The sequence below is a fragment of the Pseudomonas cyclaminis genome (assembly GCF_015163715.1).
Taxonomy (GTDB): Bacteria; Pseudomonadota; Gammaproteobacteria; order Pseudomonadales; family Pseudomonadaceae; genus Aquipseudomonas; species Aquipseudomonas cyclaminis.
In genome coordinates, this window is sequence record NZ_JADDUM010000035.1 from 27,843 (window position 1) to 46,758 (window position 18,916).

Annotated in this window: 13 protein-coding genes, 1 tRNA gene and 1 pseudogene; 5 read left to right on the top strand and 10 right to left on the bottom strand. The window is 61.3% G+C overall.

Annotation, left to right across the window (positions count from 1 at the left end):
* Positions 1 to 6 precede the first annotated feature (6 nt).
* The 3 genes from IQK56_RS05350 to IQK56_RS05360 are packed head-to-tail and all read left to right on the top strand — an operon-like array spanning position 7 to position 5,235.
* The gene (locus IQK56_RS05350; protein ID WP_193862247.1) at positions 7 to 2,163 is read left to right on the top strand and encodes a glycosyltransferase; all 2,157 of its coding nucleotides are present in this window, start codon (positions 7 to 9) and stop codon (positions 2,161 to 2,163) included.
* A gap of 19 nt (positions 2,164 to 2,182) precedes the next feature.
* Entirely contained in the window at positions 2,183 to 3,160 is a 978-nt protein-coding gene (locus IQK56_RS05355; protein ID WP_224793911.1) for a class I SAM-dependent methyltransferase, read from the top strand.
* Positions 3,161 to 3,174: 14 nt separating this feature from the next.
* Entirely contained in the window at positions 3,175 to 5,235 is a 2,061-nt protein-coding gene (locus IQK56_RS05360) for a glycosyltransferase (protein ID WP_193901585.1), read from the top strand.
* Here the strand turns inward: IQK56_RS05360 and IQK56_RS05365 are convergent.
* The 6 genes from IQK56_RS05365 to IQK56_RS05390 form a co-directional block, all read right to left on the bottom strand.
* On the bottom strand, positions 5,232 to 6,101 hold the full coding sequence (locus IQK56_RS05365; protein ID WP_193862249.1) for an NAD-dependent epimerase/dehydratase family protein: 870 nt from the start codon (positions 6,099 to 6,101) through the stop codon (positions 5,232 to 5,234). The genes IQK56_RS05360 and IQK56_RS05365 overlap by 4 nt on opposite strands.
* Entirely contained in the window at positions 6,094 to 7,005 is a 912-nt protein-coding gene (locus IQK56_RS05370; protein ID WP_193862250.1) for a glycosyltransferase family 2 protein, read from the bottom strand. Before IQK56_RS05370 ends, IQK56_RS05365 begins: the two co-directional genes overlap by 8 nt.
* Positions 6,983 to 8,089 carry a glycosyltransferase family protein gene (locus IQK56_RS05375; RefSeq protein ID WP_246500151.1) on the bottom strand — a complete coding sequence of 369 codons (1,107 nt, stop codon included), beginning with the start codon at positions 8,087 to 8,089 and terminating at the stop codon, positions 6,983 to 6,985. Before IQK56_RS05375 ends, IQK56_RS05370 begins: the two co-directional genes overlap by 23 nt.
* Positions 8,086 to 9,189 carry a non-hydrolyzing UDP-N-acetylglucosamine 2-epimerase gene (gene wecB / locus IQK56_RS05380; RefSeq protein ID WP_341869487.1) on the bottom strand — a complete coding sequence of 368 codons (1,104 nt, stop codon included), beginning with the start codon at positions 9,187 to 9,189 and terminating at the stop codon, positions 8,086 to 8,088. The genes IQK56_RS05375 and wecB overlap by 4 nt, the downstream gene beginning before the upstream one ends.
* Before the next feature lie 419 nt (positions 9,190 to 9,608).
* Positions 9,609 to 9,684, bottom strand: a tRNA-Asn gene (locus tag IQK56_RS05385).
* A gap of 60 nt (positions 9,685 to 9,744) precedes the next feature.
* Positions 9,745 to 10,641 (bottom strand): LysR family transcriptional regulator, encoded by an 897-nt coding sequence (locus IQK56_RS05390; protein ID WP_150760350.1) that lies wholly within the window; start codon positions 10,639 to 10,641, stop codon positions 9,745 to 9,747.
* A gap of 101 nt (positions 10,642 to 10,742) precedes the next feature.
* Here IQK56_RS05390 and lldD point away from each other — a divergent pair.
* Positions 10,743 to 11,883 (top strand): annotated as a pseudogene (gene lldD, locus IQK56_RS05395) (FMN-dependent L-lactate dehydrogenase LldD).
* A 281-nt stretch (positions 11,884 to 12,164) separates the two neighbouring features.
* Positions 12,165 to 13,091 carry a GGDEF domain-containing protein gene (locus tag IQK56_RS05400; RefSeq protein ID WP_122309273.1) on the top strand — a complete coding sequence of 309 codons (927 nt, stop codon included), beginning with the start codon at positions 12,165 to 12,167 and terminating at the stop codon, positions 13,089 to 13,091.
* Positions 13,092 to 13,114: 23 nt separating this feature from the next.
* Here IQK56_RS05400 and IQK56_RS05405 read toward each other — a convergent pair whose 3' ends face one another.
* The 4 genes from IQK56_RS05405 to IQK56_RS05420 form a co-directional block, all read right to left on the bottom strand.
* Complete coding sequence (locus IQK56_RS05405) at positions 13,115 to 13,882, bottom strand: iron-containing redox enzyme family protein (RefSeq protein WP_206691758.1); 768 nt, start codon at positions 13,880 to 13,882, stop codon at positions 13,115 to 13,117.
* 78 nt (positions 13,883 to 13,960) lie between these two features.
* Positions 13,961 to 16,423, bottom strand: coding sequence for an EAL domain-containing protein (locus tag IQK56_RS05410; RefSeq protein ID WP_193901587.1), 2,463 nt, complete (start codon positions 16,421 to 16,423; stop codon positions 13,961 to 13,963).
* A 71-nt stretch (positions 16,424 to 16,494) separates the two neighbouring features.
* The gene (locus IQK56_RS05415) at positions 16,495 to 18,297 is read right to left on the bottom strand and encodes an ATP-binding cassette domain-containing protein (RefSeq protein ID WP_193862253.1); all 1,803 of its coding nucleotides are present in this window, start codon (positions 18,295 to 18,297) and stop codon (positions 16,495 to 16,497) included.
* Positions 18,287 to 18,892: a DsbA family protein gene (locus IQK56_RS05420; RefSeq protein ID WP_183140550.1), complete on the bottom strand. Its 606-nt coding sequence runs from the start codon at positions 18,890 to 18,892 to the stop codon at positions 18,287 to 18,289. Before IQK56_RS05420 ends, IQK56_RS05415 begins: the two co-directional genes overlap by 11 nt.
* Positions 18,893 to 18,916: the final 24 nt, after the last annotated feature.

Genomic DNA, 18,916 nt, shown 5'->3' on the forward strand with positions numbered 1-18,916 from the left:
CACGACATGGATAAGGACACCCTGGCCACGCTTGACCACGACCGCCTGCGCGTTGAGCGCGATGCGGCCAACCGCCAGCGCGACGCGGCGATTGCCTATATCGCCACGTTGAAAAACACGCGGTCCTGGCGGATCACCAAGCCGCTGCGCGCACTGCTTCATTGGTTGCGGTACCGATCCCTGCACACAGACGCCGAGACCCTCGACTTCCTGCACCAGGACAGCGTTCCGCTCGACGCCCCGTCTACAAGCCGTCGGTCGTCGTCGCCTGGCGACGCACCGACAGAGAACCGCTTCGATATCCTCTGCTTCGCCAATATCGACTGGACCGCGCGCTTCCAGCGCCCCCAGCAGTTGATGAGCCAGTTCGCCCGTCATGGCTATCGCGTCTTCTACATCGTGCCTTCGCGCAGTGCCGAGCCCGGCCATGCCTACAGCAGCCTTGAAGTGGCGCCCGGGGTCTTCGAAATTGCGCTGCACCGCGATGAGTTCGTGGACTGCTACAACCACCGCCTGGGCGAACAAAACCTGCAGGCCTATGCCACGGCGATTGAGCAACTGGCGAAGAACCTGCGCATAAAGACGGCGGTGTCGGTTGTCCACCTGGCCTTCTGGGCCCCACTCGCCACGCGGTTGCGTCGCGAGCATGGTTGGAAAATCCAGTACGACTGCATGGATGACTGGGTGGGCTTTCCGGGCATCGGCCAGGTACTGCTGGAGGAAGAGGAAACCCTGGTTCGAGACGCCGACCTGATGACGGTCACCGCCGCCTTGCTGCACGACAAATGGGCCAAGGCGAGCAGCAACTGCCTGCTCTTGCGCAATGGTGTGGATTTCCAATTCTTCGAACGCAACTGCGTCCCCAACAGCCTGCTTTCAGACATCACGCGGCCGTTGATCGGCTTTTACGGAGGCCTGGCCGAATGGGTAGACCTGAAGCTGATCGCCACCATCGCCCAGCAGCGCACAGACTGGAATTTCGTGTTGATCGGCGACGTCTTCGTCAAGGACCTTGCCGGCCTTGACCGTTTGCCCAACGTGCACTTGCTCGGCAGAAAGCCCTACGCCCAGATGCCGTTGTACCTGTACCACTTCAATGTCTGCCTGATCCCGTTCCGGCTGTATAACGTGACCCACGCGGTCGATCCGGTGAAATTCTACGAATTCATCAGCGCGGGCAAACCGGTGGTGTCGGTGCCGCTGGAAGAGATGAAGATCTACGACAACTACGTGTATTTCGCCGATGGGCCGCAGGCGTTCATCGAGCAGATCGAGCGCGCCCTGAGCGAAACCGATCTCGCAGTCGCCAGCGAGCGCGTGGCACTCGCCAGCGCGAATGACTGGCGCAACCGCTTCGACGCCAACCTCAAAGCATTGACGGCGTTGCATCCCAAAGTGTCGATCGTGGTCGTCACCTACAACAATGTCGAGCTGACCCAAGCGTGCATCAAGAGCCTGCTGCGCAATACCACCTACCCCAATTACGAGCTGATCATCGTCGACAACGCATCCTCGGACGATACCGGCAACTACCTGCGCTACCTGGGTCGCACCCATGCCAATGTCACCCTGGTGCTCAATGACCGCAACCTGGGCTTCGCCGCCGCCAATAACCAGGGGCTCAAATTGGCGACCGGGGAATACCTGGTACTGCTCAACAACGACACCGTGGTGCCCAAGGGGTGGGTCGACCCGTTGCTCAAGCACCTGCAAGACCCACAGATCGGACTGGTGGGCCCGATGACCAACTCGGTGGGCAACGAAGCGAAGATCAGTGTCGACTACGTTGACATGGCGAACATGGAAGCCTTCGCCGACCGCCATGTCGCGCAGCACCAGGGCCGTACCTTCGATATCAGCATGCTCGCCATGTTCTGCGTGGCCATGCGCCGCGACGTGTTCGAGCGTATCGGCTGGCTGGACGAGGCCTTCGGCATCGGCATGTTCGAAGATGACGATTACAGCCGACGCATCCAGGCGGCCGGTTTGAGGACGGTGTGCGCAGAAGACGCGTTCATCCATCACGTTGGCCAGGCCTCCTTCAAGAAGCTGATTGCCAGCGGTGAATACCAGGCGCTCTGGGACAAGAACCAGGCGTATTTCGAAAGCAAATGGGGGGCTTGGACACGTCCGCAGCCGCAGCGACAACCGGGTACGCACTGACCAACCCAAGGAGGACACCGTGTTCAAGCAAATCATGAGCAAGCTCAGCGGTAAGCTGGAAGGTATAACCGCCGACAAGCAAGTCACGGCCGATCACTGGTCAGAAAACATGGCCGGTTCCGACGCCTTCTCCGCGGATGTGTACTGGCTCGCCGTACCGGCGGTACAGCGGCGCCATCAGCACAAGGCAACGGCCGGCAGCGGCCACCCCGGCTGGGTGCAGTACTGCCTCAAAGAGTTCCTGGGCGACCAGGTGCAAGGCGCACGGATGCTCAGTATCGGCTGCGGTACCGGCACCCTGGAGCGCGAGCTCTACCGGCTCAATGCATTCGAACACTGTGACGCCGTGGACATCGCACCCGGCGCAATCGAAGCCGCCAGGGCCGAAGCGCTGGCGATCGGCGCGTCGACGATCAACTACTCGTTATGCGATATCGAAAAGACCGATCTGCCCGCCAGTCACTACGATGCGGTCTGGTTCAATGGCTCGCTGCACCATATCCGTGAGCTGGAGGTGGTCTGCCGGCGGGTTGCCAACAGCCTGAAACCCGGCGGCTGGCTGTTCTTCAACGAATACGTCGGAGCCAACCACTTTGCCTTTGATACGCAACAACGGGCGGCCATCAGCCATGCGTTCGGCTTGATTCCCGAGCAGTTTCGCCGGTCATTCGTGCAGGGCTCATACGGCCAGGTGCAACAGGTCGTGCCATTACCCGACCCGGTCGATGTGGTCAAAGTCGACCCCTCGGAAGCCGTGCGTTCGGCGGATATCCTGCGGGTGGTGGGGGAGCACTTTGACATCCGTGCGCTGAACCGCTGTGGCGGCTCGCTGCTGCAGTTCCTGATGCACGGTATCGCCGGCAATTTCAGGGACGACAATCCACAGTCGTTACGGGTGCTGCAAATGTTGTTCGACATCGAAGACGGCTTGATCGAATCCGACACGCTGAAAAGCGACTTCGTGATCGTCGCCGCCTCACCGCGAAAATCCGGATAAGGCTGCCCTCCCCTATGCTGATCGATCGGCGTCCCTCGCGCTGGAGCCGCTGGCGCGTGGCCTACCATCGGTTGCCACTGCCGGCCAGCGTAAAAAAACTGCTCGCCGCGCTTTACCGCAGGGCCGTGCTCAGGACGGTACGCGCGTTGCGCGGAGCCCTGAAGCCCGCGCCAGGCTTCGTCAGCCCTTCGCCGGCACCGCAACCGCAGCAGGCCGGGCTGGCGGACTATATTATCTGGGGCGCTATCGACTGGGATTTCAGGCACCAACGCCCTCAACAACTGGCCCTCGCGCTGAGCGCCACGGGACGGCGGGTCATCTACGTTTCAACGTCGCTGGTCGACACCCGCCACGCCGGCTTTGAGCTTGAGGTGCTGGACCAGGAGCACCGGCTGTTCCAGGTCCACCTGTTTTTGCGTGGCGCACCACTGATCTACGCGGGTGCCCCAAGCGCTGCGCAGGTTCAGCAGCTGTGCCGCAGCATCGGCGAGGTGTTGCTATGGGCCGGGTCTGCACGCGTGATTTCACTGGTGCAGCACCCGTTCTGGTGCGACGTCGCAAGTGAACTGCCCGACAGTCGATTGATCTACGACTGCATGGACCACCATCAAGGCTTCGGCGACAACGCCGCCGACATCCTGCAGCTTGAGCAGCGACTGGTCCGCGACGCCGACATCCGTCTATTCACCTCCGACTGGCTGGCCGAGCAATGGCCGGCCCACGGCAACAAGCCCTGCGCCGTCCTGCGCAATGCCGCAGACTTCAGCCAGTTTTCCAACGCCCCGGCGTCGATCTACCGTGATCGGTTGCAACGCTCGGTGATCGGCTATTACGGCGCCATCGCCGACTGGTTCGACCATGAGTTGGTGATCCAGGTCGCCGAGGCCTTTCCCCAGCATGTGGTGCTGTTGATCGGCGCCGATACGGTGGGCGTTCGGGCCCGCTTGCGCGGCTGCCCGAACGTCGAATTTATCGGCGAAGTGCCCTATGCCGAACTGCCCTATTATTTGCACGGTTTCGACCTGTGTATCGTGCCGTTCAAGGTGACGCCGCTGACGCTCGCCACCAACCCGGTCAAGGTCTATGAGTACCTGAGCGCAGGGAAACCCGTGGTCGCGGTGGACCTGCCGGAAATGCAGCAATTTGGCATGCAGGTGCAGGTCGCGCGAGATACCCCAGGGTTCATTGCAGCCGTCGCCCGGGCGCTGGTGCCGTCAACCACCGAACAGATCGCCCAACGACAGGCGTTCGCTGCCCGACAAACCTGGGCACACCGTGCCGATGCGCTCATGGCCCTGGCCGAACATCGCGAACACGCGCCACGGACCAGCGTGATCGTGGTGACCTACAACAACCTGGCACTGACCCGCGCCTGCCTGGACAGCCTGGAGCGCCACCGCGAATCCCCCGCGCTGGAGATCATTGTGGTGGACAACGCCTCCAGTGATGGCAGTGCTGAATTCCTCACCGCGTGGGCCGCAGGCAGCGGGCAGACCCTGATACTCAACCCCGACAACCGTGGCTTCGCCGCCGCAAACAATCAGGGGCTGGCGGTTGCCAGCGGCGATTACCTGGTGCTGCTCAACAATGACACGCAGGTGACGTCAGGGTGGGCGAGCACCTTGCAGCGGCATCTGCAACGTAACCCCGCACTTGGCTTGATCGGGCCGGTGACCAACAACATCGGCAATCAGGCCAAGGTCGACATCGGCTACACCAGCCCGGCGCAGATGCCGCAGGCGGCCCGTGGCTATACCTGCCGGCACCTGGGTGAGTTAGTCCGGCTGCCGACCCTGGCGTTCTTCTGCGTGATGATGCCGCGCAGTACCTACACGCGCATCGGCCCGCTGGACGAAATCTATGGAAGGGGCTTCTTCGAGGATGACGACTACTGCCGGCGTGTCGAACAGGCCGGGTTGATCAACGCCTGTGCGCATGATGTGTTCATCCATCACCACCTGTCGGCATCGTTCAAACTCATGCACCAGGGCGAACGCCTCGCGCTGTTCGAACGCAACAAGGCGCTGTATGAGGCCAAGTGGGGCACGTGGGTGCCCATGAGCATGAGTAATTAACCCAGGTCGGGTTTCGACAGCACAAAAGCCCTGGGCGCAAAGCCAAGGTCGCGGGCTGCATCCCCATGATCGAAGATCAGGTCCTGGTTCATGCGCTGCGCCATCGCCGCCGACCACTGGCGATAACGCGGCAGGCATCGAAGCAGCGGCACGACAATCCGAAACACCCAGAGCGGCACCGTGAGCAAACGCGGGCGCCGGTTCAGCGCGCCGAACACGCGGCCCACCATGTCCCGGTAGGCCAATGTTTCCCCGCCAGAGAGGTTGTAGGCGTGATGGCAGACTTGAGGCGCCTGCACTGCACGCACGCAGGCCATCGCCACATCTTCGGCATGCACGGGTTGGCGCAACCCCATCGCGCGGCCAAACACCGGGAAAAAACCGAAGCGGCGGATAAAGCGGGCGATCTCTGCGATGTTTTTGTCGCGTCCGTCGCCGTAGATCAACGTGGGACGCAGGATGCTCCAGTGAACCTGGTGATGCAGAGCCCAGTCTTCAACGCTGACCTCAGCGGCGCGCAACCGGCTGGCCAGGTGCTGCTCTTGCAGGTCATCGGAGTGGCTTTTGGTAAAGCAACTGGTCGAAGAAAGCGCGATGACTTTGCGCGCACCGCAGGCCTGCAGCAGCGCAAAATACTGCGGCAGCACCCAGATCGGCGCCACACAGATCCATAACGAAATGGGCTGCACAGGCTCAGGTTCACCCCCCTCGGTGATACGTCGCCAACGGATCGCGCCACCTTGCGCAGCGTGCTGTTCCTGCCGGGAAAACGCGGTGACCGTGAACGGCTCGCGCTCAAGCAACGCCAGGACATGACGCCCCACCAGGCTGCTGGCGCCCAGCACTCCCAACGTGACCTCAGGCACCCCGACCGCCCAGTCGAGCCAGCGTCAACTTGACGGCATGGTAGGTCGAGACCATGCCGAAGCGCAGCCACACGCCCATCACCACCCACCACCACAACACCTTGGGGTACTGCGCCCTGAAGTACGTTTCATAGAAGCGCACCATGCCTCTATGTTTGTGCCATTCGACAAAGAACGGTCTGGCCCGGCTGCAGGCACCCTGCCAGTGCATCACACGAGCCTGGGGCACGAACACCACGCGCCACTCGTTGAGTTTGAAACGCATACACCAATCCAGGTCTTCGCAATGCAGAAAATAGCCTTCATCCCACAGACCTACCGCGCCCAGGGCCTCACGTTTGACCAGCATGCAGGCGCCGGAGATAGCTTCCACCGCGACAGGGGCGTCGGGCAGTGGTTCGCGATGCAGCAGGAAATCCGCGCATAAAGAGGGAAACAGCCAGTCCAGGCGCGACAGGCCAAACGCCCGGACGAACGCGCGCCTTGGCGTGGGGAACACCCGTCGTCCACCCGGTTGTTCGGACCCGTCGGGGTTGCACAGAAACCCACCGACCATGCCCGTGGCAGGATCGCTGTGCAGCGCGTCCATCATGTACCCCAACGCCCCAGGCATCATTACGCAATCGGGGTTCAGGAATAACAATGTACCGGCGTTGGAAACGCCCGCGCCGGTATTGCAGGCCGCGGCAAAGCCCGTGTTGTGGATGTTCCTGATGATGCTCACGCGAGCATCGGCCTCGTAAACCTCCAGGTGGGCCAGGCTCCCGTCGCTGGAACCGTTGTCCACCACGATCACACGCAAGGCGCCTTCTCTCAGCGCCGAGGCCACACAGTCTCCGATCAGCTTGCCGGCGTTGTAGTTGACTACGATCACGTCGCAGTTATGGATAAAGCTTGGCGGCATCAAAACGCGCTTCCCATGAGTGCTGCAGTGCAAAGGCACGGGCTTCATCCGAGTTGCGCTCACACTGCAAAGCAGCCTCGGCCAGCGCGGCGAGATCATTCAACGAGTGGCTGATAAAAACCCCCGACTGGCCACTGCGCCCGTGCATCTCGCCGAAATCGGTCGAGATCACCGGCAACGCCAGTGCGCGGTACTCGTAGTACTTGATCGGGTCGACTGCTGCGGTGAGCGCGTTCTGCCTGAAGGGAATCAACCCGACATCGAACTCCGCCATGGCGTTCAATGCGGCCCCATGGTCACATGCAGGCAACACCACAACGTTGGGCGGCAGCCGAGCACCCAAGGCGCCGAAGACCGGCCCGATCAAACGAATTTCGTCGTTTGGCCTGGCCTTGGCCAATGCGGCGACCCACTCCCAGTCGAACCAGGCGGCCATCGTACCGACGTAGCCGAAGACCTTGCCTGCCGACGCGACCGGCGCGGGCTGCACGGCGCAGATCGCCGACAGGTCAAGGCCGTTGAACACCCGGTGGACATCACGTCGATAGCGCCTCCACTGCGTATCGAGGCCGGAACTGGATGCCCAGATGACGTCCACTTGTTGAGCGATCATCCGCTCACGGCGCGCCAGCGCAGACCGGGAAAGCCCGGTATAAAAAGCCGGAAAGTCATCCATGGCGTCGTATAAAGAGGCGCAGTGAGGCAGTCGGCGCAACAGCAAGTGCGCCAGCGCCGAGGGTTTTCCGACCACCAGCAAGGCCGGACCGTCGCGGGTGAACGCATCGATCCGGTTCAGCAGATCTCGCCACAAAAACCGATTCACCCAGCCGACGCCCGGTAGCGGTTCAATGGGCAACCCGCCAGGTTTGATCACGCCAAGCCACGACGGTATGCCCGCAGGCTGGTTGGTCGACGGGGCTGGCGGCGAACGCCTGAGATCGCTCCACCTGGGAAGCCGCGTGGGGTAAGGGTCGACCCACAGCACCGGCGCGCCTGTGCGCCGGTGAGCCCACTCGACAAACTTGTGCGGCCGCTGGGCGAAGCTGTCCCAGGGTAAAGGCGAGAGGAATACCAGACGCTTCAAGCAAAATGCTCGCGCAGGACATGCACGATGCGCTCGGCCGCGTGCCCATCGCCGTAGGGCGAGACACTGCGTGCCATGGCGCGATAGGCCGACTCATCGTCCAGCAGGCGCTGCGCCTCTTCAATGATGCGTTCATAGTTCGCGCCAACCAGCTTTACCCCGCCCTGCTCAACCGCTTCCGGCCGCTCGGTTTCATCACGCATGACCAATACCGGCTTACCCAGCGCCGGGGCTTCCTCCTGCACCCCTCCCGAGTCGGTCAGGATGAAATACGCGGCTTTCATGGCGGCGACGAACGTCGTGTAATCCAGCGGCGCGCACAGCCTGAAGTTCGCGATGCCCGCCAGGGATGCCTGGGCGACCTCCTGGATATTCGGGTTCGGGTGCACGGGATACAGAAACTGAACCCCTGGATTGTTCTCGGCCAAGGTTCGCAGCGCTCGGCAAATGGTGCGAAACGGTGCGCCGAAATGCTCTCTGCGGTGGGCTGTCACCAAGACCAGGCGCTTGCTCGGGTCAAGGTCAAGGCCGAGTTCCGGCGCCGTGGTCGCCGTCGCAAGCAGCGCATCAATCACCGTATTGCCGGTGACGAAAATGCCCGCGCTGCAGACGCCCTCTTTCAACAGATTTTGCCGGGCACCTTGAGTCGGTGCGAAGTGCCAACGAGCCAATTCACCGGTAATGACCCGGTTGGCTTCTTCGGGAAACGGAGATTGCTTGTCCCAGGTGCGCAGGCCGGCTTCAACATGGCCCAGCGCAATACGGTGATAAAAACACGCCAAGGCACAGGCCATCACCGTCGTGGTATCGCCTTGCACCAACACCGCATCGGGCTGCTGCTCCAGCAGGACCGTATCCAGTTCAAGCAGTAACTGGGCGGTCAGGGTGGTGAGGGTTTGACTTGGCCGCATGATATCCAGATCGATATCCGGCTCGATCCCGAAAACCCCCAGGATCTGATCCAGCAAATGACGGTGCTGCGCCGTGGCGACCACCCGCACATCCGCCCATCGCTCTTTTTTCAAGGCCAGAATGACCGGGGCCATTTTGATGGCTTCGGGGCGCGTCCCGATGACACAAAGGATTTTTTTTACCGACACAGAACTGTTTCCCTATCCGAAGCAAGCTGAATCACAGCGCTATTCATCAGCCGTTTTGCGCACACACTTGGTTGTGCCTTTCGATGCCGCGGCCTTCATGGCCATGCGAGCAAGGTGCAGAGAAGATTTTTGGAACATTTTGATACTAACGGAGCCAGCATAGGCACAGATTGGGAGACCTGCACGGCGCCACGACCTGGCAAGCGACGAGATGCAGTTTTACGGGGCCGCTGAAAACACAAAAGGCCCGCGCGATTGCTCGCAGCGGGCCTTTATTTGTCGACGGGCACACGGGGCCTTACCAAATCTCAGAATCGTAGGATTAGAGCCGCATTCATGCAGGTCACGCTGTGCGCTTTGATCACCCCGGAGAAATCCAAGGCAAAAAAAAGCCTGCATCGCTGCAGGCTTTTCCTATCTGGCTCCACGACCTGGACTCGAACCAGGGACCCAATGATTAACAGTCATTTGCTCTACCAACTGAGCTATCGCGGAATGCGCCGTATGTTACTGATTGAAAAGGAGAAGTCAAGCTTTCCCTGACAACCCGGGCGATTAATCCGGATGGCCGGTTGAACGCTGCGACTCCTTGGCCAATTCCAACCAAGCCCGGGCAGCGGGTGGGAGGTGGGCGCTGGCGCGCCAGGCCAGGGCGATGTGCCAGTCGGTATGGGGTTCGTCCAAAGGGATCAGGGCGATGCCGGGGTGTTGGTGCTTATGCGCCAGCATGCGCGGCAGGAAGGCCGCACCGAGGCCTGCGGATACGAGGTCGACAATGAAGTCGATCTGGCCGCTGCGTGCCGCCACACGGGGTTGCACGCCTTTACGCTCACAAGCGGCGAGGATTTTGGCGTTAAGGGCGAAGCCGGCTTCGAACAGGATAAATGGCGAATCGGCCAGGTCGCTGAAATCAATCCGTTTGCGCTGGGCCAAGGGGTGGCTGATTGGCAGGACAGCCATCAGCGGTTCGTTACGTACGGGCTGGTAGTCGAACCCTTCGTCGATGGGCAACAGGAGAGCAGCCAGGTCGACCTCGCCCGCATCCAGGCATTCGCGCAGTCGTTTGCTGCCGTACTCGGTGAGTTCGATGTCGATGTCCGGGTAACGGCTGCGATAAGTGGCGAACATCGTCGCAAACAGCACGCCGCAACCCACCGGCGGCAGGCCGATGCGCAGTACGCCACGCTTGAGGCCACGCAGGTCGTTGATCTCGGCCACCAGGTCGTTATGTTCGGCGAGCAGGACCAGGGCGCGGCTATAGGCGATTTCGCCAGCGGCGGTGAGTTCGTTGCGGTGACCGAGGCGGTTGAGCAGTGGCATGCCCAATTCATCTTCCAGGGTTTTGATCGCCTTGCTCACGCTCGACTGGGTCAACGACACCACGTCGGCAGCTTGGGAGAAACCGCCTTGGCGCACCACTTCGACAAAGGCACGCAGTGTTCTCAGGTTCATCAGTATTCCTTTTCCGACTGATTACTAGCGATAAAAGTTGTTTTTATCATGACAGAAGTTCGCCTATCTTGGAGGCACCTTGCCTTGCCGAGATTCCGTGCATGATCATTTCGTCCGCCTCTGACTACCGCGCAGCCGCTAAACGCAAGCTGCCGCGCTTCCTGTTCGACTATATCGACGGCGGCGCCTACGCCGAGCACACGATGCGGGCGAACAGTTCGGACCTGGCCGAGATCAGCCTGCGCCAGCGCATCCTGCGCAATGTCGACAACCTGAGCCTCAAGACCACGCTGTTCGGCCAGACGCTGGACATGCCGGTGATCCTCAGCCCCGTAGGCCTGACCGGCATGTATGCGCGGCGCGGCGAAGTGCAGGCGGCGAAGGCGGCGGCCAACAAGGGCATCCCGTTCTGCTTGTCGACGGTGTCGGTGTGCCCGATCGAAGAGGTGGCCTCCCAGAGCCCGCAGTCGATCTGGTTCCAGCTGTATGTGCTCAAGGACCGCGGCTTTATGCGCAATGCGCTGGAGCGCGCCCAGGCGGCCGGGGTCACCACGCTGGTGTTCACCGTGGACATGCCGACGCCGGGCGCACGCTACCGCGACGCCCACTCGGGCATGTCCGGGCCGTTCGCGGCGCAGCGGCGCATGCTGCAGGCCGTCACCAAGCCGCAATGGGCCTTCGATGTGGGCTTGATGGGCCGGCCCACGACCTGGGCAATATCTCCAAGTACCTCGGCAAACCCACTCACCTGGAAGATTACATCGGCTGGCTGGCCAACAATTTCGACCCCTCCATCAGTTGGAAAGACCTGGAGTGGATCCGCGAATTCTGGAAGGGTCCGATGATTATCAAGGCATTCTTGATCCTCAGGACGCCAGGGACGCCGTGAGTTTCGGCGCCGATGCCATCGTGGTTTCCAACCATGGCGGCCGCCAGCTGGACGGCGTGCTGTCCACCGCCAAAGCGTTGCCACCGATTGCCGAAGCCGTGGGCGATGACTTGACGGTGCTCGTGGACTCCGGCATCCGCTCCGGGCTCGACGTGGTGCGCATGTTGGCCCTGGGCGCCAAGGCCTGCCTGCTGGGGCGCGCCACCGCTTACGCATTGGCGGCGGACGGGCAGCAGGGGGTGGAGAACCTGTTGGATATCTTTGCCAAGGAAATGCGCGTGGCGATGACGCTGACCGGCGTCACGTCGATTGACCAGATTGACCACTCCACTTTAGTCCCATCAGCCAAATAACTGACGTCATGCGCCAACAGCCGTTTTCTGCTTAGAAAGCGGCCTTTGATTTATAAGGATTTTTATTAAAGTAAACGAAGTGGCATGAATCTGGCTCTAACCACCTTCAAGCAGGTCAAGCGATGACAAGACGTGCGGCGGTGCCCAGGGGTTATAACCCTCTGCAAAGCGGTCTAGACTGTTACCCACGTTTTACGGAACTGAAGGAACAGTTAGACGCTTGGCACTCGCCACTCTCATCGAGCCTGTAAGACAGCTAAGTGCTTAGAGGCCGATCGCTTATGAAAACACCTACCCAGACCAACGCAATTGACTTTGACAGCGCTAAATTGCAACGCCTGGGCTTTGGTCAGCCATCGATCCTGCCCCACCGCCCGACGACCGTCGCGCAACTTCGCCAGCAACTGGGCATGCTGTTGCAGACCAGCCTGGAGCCGGAGCGCATCCTGGCGGTGTTCTTCCGTGAGATCCAGCGCCTGGTGCCCCTCGACGCCCTGCACTACCGGCACCAAGCCAGTGACCTGCGCCTGGAATTCGGCCAGCGCGGCCACCACTCGGTGAGCTACAGCCTCAGCCATGAAGGCGAACACTTGGGTGAGCTGATTTTCCGTCGCAACCAGCGCCTGGCCGAAGACGAACTCGGCCAACTCGAATCCCTGCTGGCCACCCTGCTGTATCCGATGCGCAACGCCCTGCTCTACCGCGCCGCGACCCGCAGCGCCCTGCGTGACCCATTGACCGATACGGGCAACCGTATTGCCATGGACCAGACCCTGCAGCGGGAAATCGACATGGCGCGCCGGCACCTGAACCCGTTGTCCTTGCTGATGCTGGACATCGACCACTTCAAGGTAATCAACGACACCCACGGCCACGCCGCCGGCGATAGCGTACTGCGCAGCGTCGCGTCGGCCATCAAGGGCCAGTTGCGGAACGTGGACATGGTGTTTCGGTTTGGCGGGGAAGAGTTTCTGATCCTGCTGTCCAACACGGGCCGGGACGCGTCCGCGATGGTCGGCGAACGGCTGCGCCAAGCGGCACAGGCCCAGGATTACTGGGTCGATGGCACACGGATTGAGTTGACGGTGAGCCTCGGCTGTTCGACCTTGCTGGCCGCCGAGTCGGCCGAGAGCCTGTTGCGCCGGGCGGACAATGCCTTGTACGTGGCCAAGCGCGAAGGCCGTAATCGCCTGGCGATGGCGGGGTAAAAACCCCCGCCATCGCCGTTACCTCATGCCTCGCTGGCGACGCGCAGCGGGCGTTCACGCACGACGCTGACCGGCTTGTCCATTTCCAGGCGCATGCAGCTTTCCAGGAACAGGTACATATAGTCGTAGCTCTTGCACACGGCCTGGCGCAGCTCTGTCTGCAGAGCCCTGGTCGGGTTCATCCCAGCCAGGGTGCAGATGATTTCCAGGGCTTCCCAAGGGTGGGCATCGTCGTACTGGGCGTGCATCTTCAGCCATTTCATCGCACGCTTGCGGTCTTCCTCGGGGAAAGCCGCCGCATACACACCCGTGGAACACACCACGGCTGACCATTCCCCTGTCGCCCCCTCGATGGCGTAGTTGGTCGCGGCTACGGCTACGATCAACGAATCCGAGGAGCTGGTGTGCCAGCACCAGTGACTGAGGGCATGCAACTCCGGCGGCACGTTCTGGGCCTGCAACTCCTCGAGGCTGACGCCATGGGCGCGAGCCCAGTGCACCCAATAGTCGGCGTGGTTCAGCTCCACACGGATATTGCGCATCAGCCAGCGTCGCGCCATGTCCTCGCCGGGATGGCGGGCAAATTTGGTCTTGGTGAGGTTCTGTGCCATGTACAAGGCAAACTGTTCCACCACGGGCCAGCCACCGATCAGGTAGTGACGCATGGTCTTGGCGCTGAGCGTGTTGTCACGCATGCGTTGGTACAGTTCGTGCTCGACAACTCGGCGCTTGCTCTCGCTACAGTCCTGGATCAATTGCTGAGCCCAGACGGGGTAACTTGAGGCTTCCATAAGCGGGCCGGTTCTGTTGAAGGTGTCGATCACTGTTAAGGCTCCTTTTTAAGTGTGATTTACAGACCAGCAAATGTTTCAGCGGAATGTGCCGGGCGCCCTGAACAACAGAGGCTGCGGCCGCACAGGTCGACACTGCAAGCTATCAAAGGTAAACAATTGCGGTCGTTCAATCAGGTAGCCCTGAGCGTAATCCACACCAATATCGAGCAATGCCTGTTCGATTTGCGGTGTTTCAACAAATTCGGCAATCGTGCGCTTCCCCATGACATGGCCGATGTGATTGATCACTTCGACCATTGCGCGGTTAATCGGGTCGTCCAGCATATCCTTTACGAAACTTCCATCGATCTTCAGGAAGTCTACAGGTAAATGTTTCAGATACGCGAACGAGGACATTCCGGCGCAAAAGTCATCCAGTGAAAAGTGGCAACCTAAGGCTTTGAGTTCATTAATAAAGCGAATAGCACTGCCTAGATTGGCAATGGCGCTGGTTTCAGTTATTTCAAAACAAATCATTTCTGGCGGAATGTTGTAACTCTCGAATTTCTCACGCAAAAACCCGAGAAAATCATCATCGCCAATGGTTATTCCTGACAGATTGATCGCACACATGGCCATAGGTCGGCCCGGACGCTCGTGCATGCAACGGGCGATGATCCTGAACACGTTCTCCACCACCCAACGATCCAGCGACGTCATCAACCCGTAACGCTCGGCGGCCGGGATAAAGCTGTCAGGCAGGATGATCCGACCCGCCTCATCATGCAGGCGCAGCAGGATTTCAATATGCCCGTTGCCGGCATCCGTATTTCCCAACGGCGAGATTTCCTGGGCGTACAGGCAGAACCGGTTCTCTTCCAGCGCCATGTGCAGCCGTTGCACCCAGGCCATTTCGCCAAAACGCAGGGACAACTCCGAATCATCGGCGTGGTACACCTGCACCCGGTTGCGGCCTTTTTCCTTGGCCATGTAGCAGGCCATGTCGGCGGCGCGCAGCGAGGTCTCCAGGGTGGTCGGGGTCTGGGAGATATGCACCAGCCCGATGCTCACGGTGGTCATGAACGGCCGGCCCTTCCATACAAAATGCAGGCTCTGCACCGTATGGCGCAGGCTCTCGGCGATTTTTTCCGCCGCCGCCGCAGGGCAATGTTCCAACAGGATGCCGAATTCGTCGCCGCCCAGGCGCGCCAGGGTGTCGCCTTCGCGCAGGTCCGATTGCAGCAGCGCGCAGATATGCCGCAGCAACTCGTCGCCTGCCGCATGGCCGCAGGTGTCGTTGACCAGTTTGAACTGGTCGAGGTCGAGGAACATCAATGCATGTCGCCCGCCTTCAGGCTGCCCGGCCGTGTGCAGGACCTGTTCCAGGCGATATTCGAATTCGCGGCGGTTGGCCAGGCCGGTCAAGGCGTCATGCGTGGCCTGCCACGACAGGTTGGCAATATATTGGCGCTCCTGGGTCATGTCGTGCAGCACCAGCACTGCGCCGCTGATCTTGCCGGCGCTGCGGATCGGCGCCCCCACCAAGGTGACCGAAACCGTGCTGCCGTCCAGGCGCTGGATGGTTTTTGAATGCTCGCTGCCGCCCCGGAGCTGGCCCTTGACGATGTGTTCAATCAGGGTAAAGCCGTCGGGTTGGGCGTTGTCATCCAGCAGGTTGAACAGCGCCGCCAGGGGCAGGCCCTGGGCCTGGGTCGAATTCCAGTGGGTCATCGCCTCGGCTGCCGGGTTCATATAGGTAATGGCACCGTCGACATCGGTGGTGATCACCCCGTCACCAATCGACTCCAGGGTGATCTGCGCACGTTCTTTCTCGGCCTGCAGGGCATCGGCGAAGGCATGGCGCTGGGTCAGCAGCTTATGGGTACGTAACAGCGCCAGCACGATCAGGCCCAGCGCCGTCGCCAGGTTGGTGATCAGCAGCAACCGCAGGATCATCCGCGAGCCTTCGCCCAAGGCATCGCTGAAGGCTTTGGCGGCCGGCGTCACGCCTTCGTTGATGGCGGTGATATGGGCCTTCCACTGCCGCACATCGTTAGGGTTGACCTGGTCGGCGTTGATCGCGCTGTGCATCTCACGGGCCAATTCGTCCAGCTGAACCAGATAGCTATCCCCCACCGTCCACAGCTCGATGGCTTTTTCCAGGTAGCTGAAATGTCGAAAGTTCAGGTACAGCCAGATCAGGCTGGCGACATCATCCGGGTGGTTGCCGCCCTTGAGGATGCCCAGACGCGCGGCATCCAGGTCGGGAGCGGCACGGTCCAGGGCGATACGCAGCTCGTGTCCGCCCTGGGGCACGGCGATGGCTTGCTGGTATTTGAGATAGGTGGCCTGGTCGCGGTCATCGGCGTACAGCGTCAGGTAATAGATAGCGTCCTTCTGGCCCTTGGACCATAAGCTCTCGCCGCCCACATAGCCTCGTACCGCTGAAAGCATGTAGAGACTTCCGCAGCCCAACAATGCCTGGAACAGCACCACGGCGATAAAGGGCCAGACAATGCCCAACAGCCGAGGCGTTCCGAGAGTCCGCTTTTGCTTCATGAAGTCCCTTGCATATGCACTGCTGGATACGCACGCAAACACCCACTTCCGATAGCACAGCCTAGGCTAAATCAACGTACTTGTTGCAAATGCCCATAGAGTTTTGCGTACAAACCGCCATCGGCAATCAATTGCTGATGGTCGCCATCCTCAGCGATATGACCACCGTCAAACACTAAGACCCGATCGGCTTGTTTTACCGCCGACAGACGGTGCGCAATGATCAGTGTAGTACGCCCGCTGAGGAACCGCGCAAGTGCCTGGTGCAGGTTGTACTCGGTGGCGGCGTCCAGGGCGGAGGTCGCTTCGTCGAGTATTACCACCTTGGGTTCGGCCAACACCATGCGCGCAATTGCCAGGCGCTGACGCTGGCCGCCGGAAAACCGCACGCCAGAGCGCCCCACCACGCTGTCCAGGCCGTGGGGCAACGCTTTGACCGTAGCGTCCAACTGGGCAATTTCAAGGGCGTGCCAGCAGGCCTGATCACTGCGCTCGCGGCCCATGGTCAGGTTGGCGCGCACAGTATCGTTGAACAGTGCCGGGTGTTGCAGCACCACCGCGACGTGCTCGCGGATCGTCTCCAGGCCGATCTCCTGCTGGGTGGCACCGCCAAATCGGATACTGCCCGCCTGCGGCGTGTACAGCCCGAGCAGCAGTTGCACCAGAGTGCTTTTACCGCCGCCGCTGGCGCCGACAATCGCGACTTTCTCGCCGGGCGCAATCTGCAGGTTCAGTTGGTTGAGCACCAGATCGTCGCCATAACCGAAGTCCAGGCCGCGCACCTCGATACCGACGGTTTCACGCCCGGTGAACGGGTCTTCGCCACCCGCATATTGCGGCTCATCAGCACGTGCCAGCAGCTCATTGATACGGGTCAGCGCCCCACCCGCCGCGTAGTAGGCGTATTGCAGGTTCAGCAACTGCTCCACCGGGCCGATCATGAACCACAAGTAGCTGAACACCGCGAGCATCTGGCCGATGGACAGGTCGGAAAACAGCACGGTGAGCATCGCCGCCGCCCGGAAGATGTCGATACCGAATTGGAACAGCAGCCCGCTGGCGCGGCTCGACGCATCGGTTTTCCATTGGGAATGGATCGCGTAGTCACGCACTTCCTGGGCGCGCTGGCCCAGGCGCCCGAGGAAAAAGCCCTGGCGGTTGCCGGCGCGGACTTCCTGGATGGCATCGAGGGTTTCGGTCAGGGCCTGAGTGAAACGCGAGGTGCTGTCGTTTTCCAGCTTCTTGAGGTGTTTGACGCGCTTGCCCAACTGTACGGTGGCGTAGATCACCAGCGGGTTGAACAGCAAAATCAGCAACGCCAGTTGCCAATGCATCCACACCAGGATCGCCGAGGTGCCGACCAGCGTCAGCATCGCCACCAGGAAGCGGCTGAGGGTTTCGCCGACGAATTTATCCAGGGTATCCAGGTCGGTGACCAGATGAGTCGTGACCGTGCCGCTGCCCAGGCTTTCGTATTCGCCCAGGGAGATGCGCTTGAGCCGCTCGATCAGGCGCACGCGGATGCGGTACACGATGTCCTTGGCCAACCGCGCAAACAGCCGCGCCTGCACCACGTTGAACACCAGCGCGCCGCAGCGCAGCAGCAGCGTCACCACCAGCATCAGGCCGATATAGCCGGCGGCTTTCTGCCAACCCAGGGGCAGCGCATGGTTCATCACCTGGAGCGCGGCATCGCCGTGGCCCAGCAGTACTTCGTCCACCAGCAAGGGCAGCAGCAAAGGAATCGGCACGCTGCACAAGGTCGCCAGCACGGCGACGCCATTGGCGATCCACAGGGATTTCTTGTGACGCAGGGCAAGGCGGCGAATTTCCGCCCAGGTCAGGCGGTCGGTGCGCTTAGACTCATCCTGCACAGGTTGCTCGCTCCAGCCATCGGGCGAGCAACGGCGACAGCTCGGACAGCGGCTGGTAGCCGTTGGTCAGCAGCGCCAGTTGACCATTGCGCTCGGCCAGCAGCGTCGGGAAACCGGCGATCCCCAGGTCCTGCACCCAGGTGAAATCAGCGGCCGTGGCGGCGTGCTGCTCGGCACGGTCAAACGCACCGGCAAACTCGATACGCGGGATGCCCGCCTGCTCGGCCAGTTCCACCAGCACGCTGGCGAGGGTCACGTCGCGGCCCTCGACATAAAACGCACGCTGGATCAGGCCCAACAGTGTCCACGCACAATCCGGCGCCAGGCTGCGGGCGGTGACGATGGCGCGGCAGGCCGGCTCGGTGTCATACACAAAACCGTCGGGCAGCGCGCCTTCACGCGTGAACGGCTGGCCGGTGGCGTCGGTGACGGCTTGCCAGTGTTCGAGAATGTAGCGCCGCGTAGTCGGTTCCAGCGCCGCGCCGCTGCCGGTACGCAGGCCGCCCACCACCAGGTGCACGTCCACACCGGCCGCGTGGGCCTGCTCAACCAGCGCCTGCGCCACCGGGGCAAAGCCCCAGCACCAGGAACACATCGGGTCCATTACATAGAGCAGGCG

What these genes read in the sequence shown, in the direction of transcription:
- IQK56_RS05350 (WP_193862247.1), top strand. Translation starts at nt 7, where the DNA reads ATGGATAAGGACACCCTGGCCACGCTTGACCACGACCGCCTGCGCGTT.
- IQK56_RS05360 (WP_193901585.1), top strand. Translation starts at nt 3,175, where the DNA reads ATGCTGATCGATCGGCGTCCCTCGCGCTGGAGCCGCTGGCGCGTGGCC.
- IQK56_RS05370 (WP_193862250.1), bottom strand. Translation starts at nt 7,005, where the DNA reads ATGCCGCCAAGCTTTATCCATAACTGCGACGTGATCGTAGTCAACTAC.
- IQK56_RS05390 (WP_150760350.1), bottom strand. Translation starts at nt 10,641, where the DNA reads ATGAACCTGAGAACACTGCGTGCCTTTGTCGAAGTGGTGCGCCAAGGC.
- IQK56_RS05400 (WP_122309273.1), top strand. Translation starts at nt 12,165, where the DNA reads ATGAAAACACCTACCCAGACCAACGCAATTGACTTTGACAGCGCTAAA.
- IQK56_RS05405 (WP_206691758.1), bottom strand. Translation starts at nt 13,882, where the DNA reads ATGGAAGCCTCAAGTTACCCCGTCTGGGCTCAGCAATTGATCCAGGAC.
- IQK56_RS05410 (WP_193901587.1), bottom strand. Translation starts at nt 16,423, where the DNA reads ATGAAGCAAAAGCGGACTCTCGGAACGCCTCGGCTGTTGGGCATTGTC.
- IQK56_RS05420 (WP_183140550.1), bottom strand. Translation starts at nt 18,892, where the DNA reads ATGTGTTCCTGGTGCTGGGGCTTTGCCCCGGTGGCGCAGGCGCTGGTT.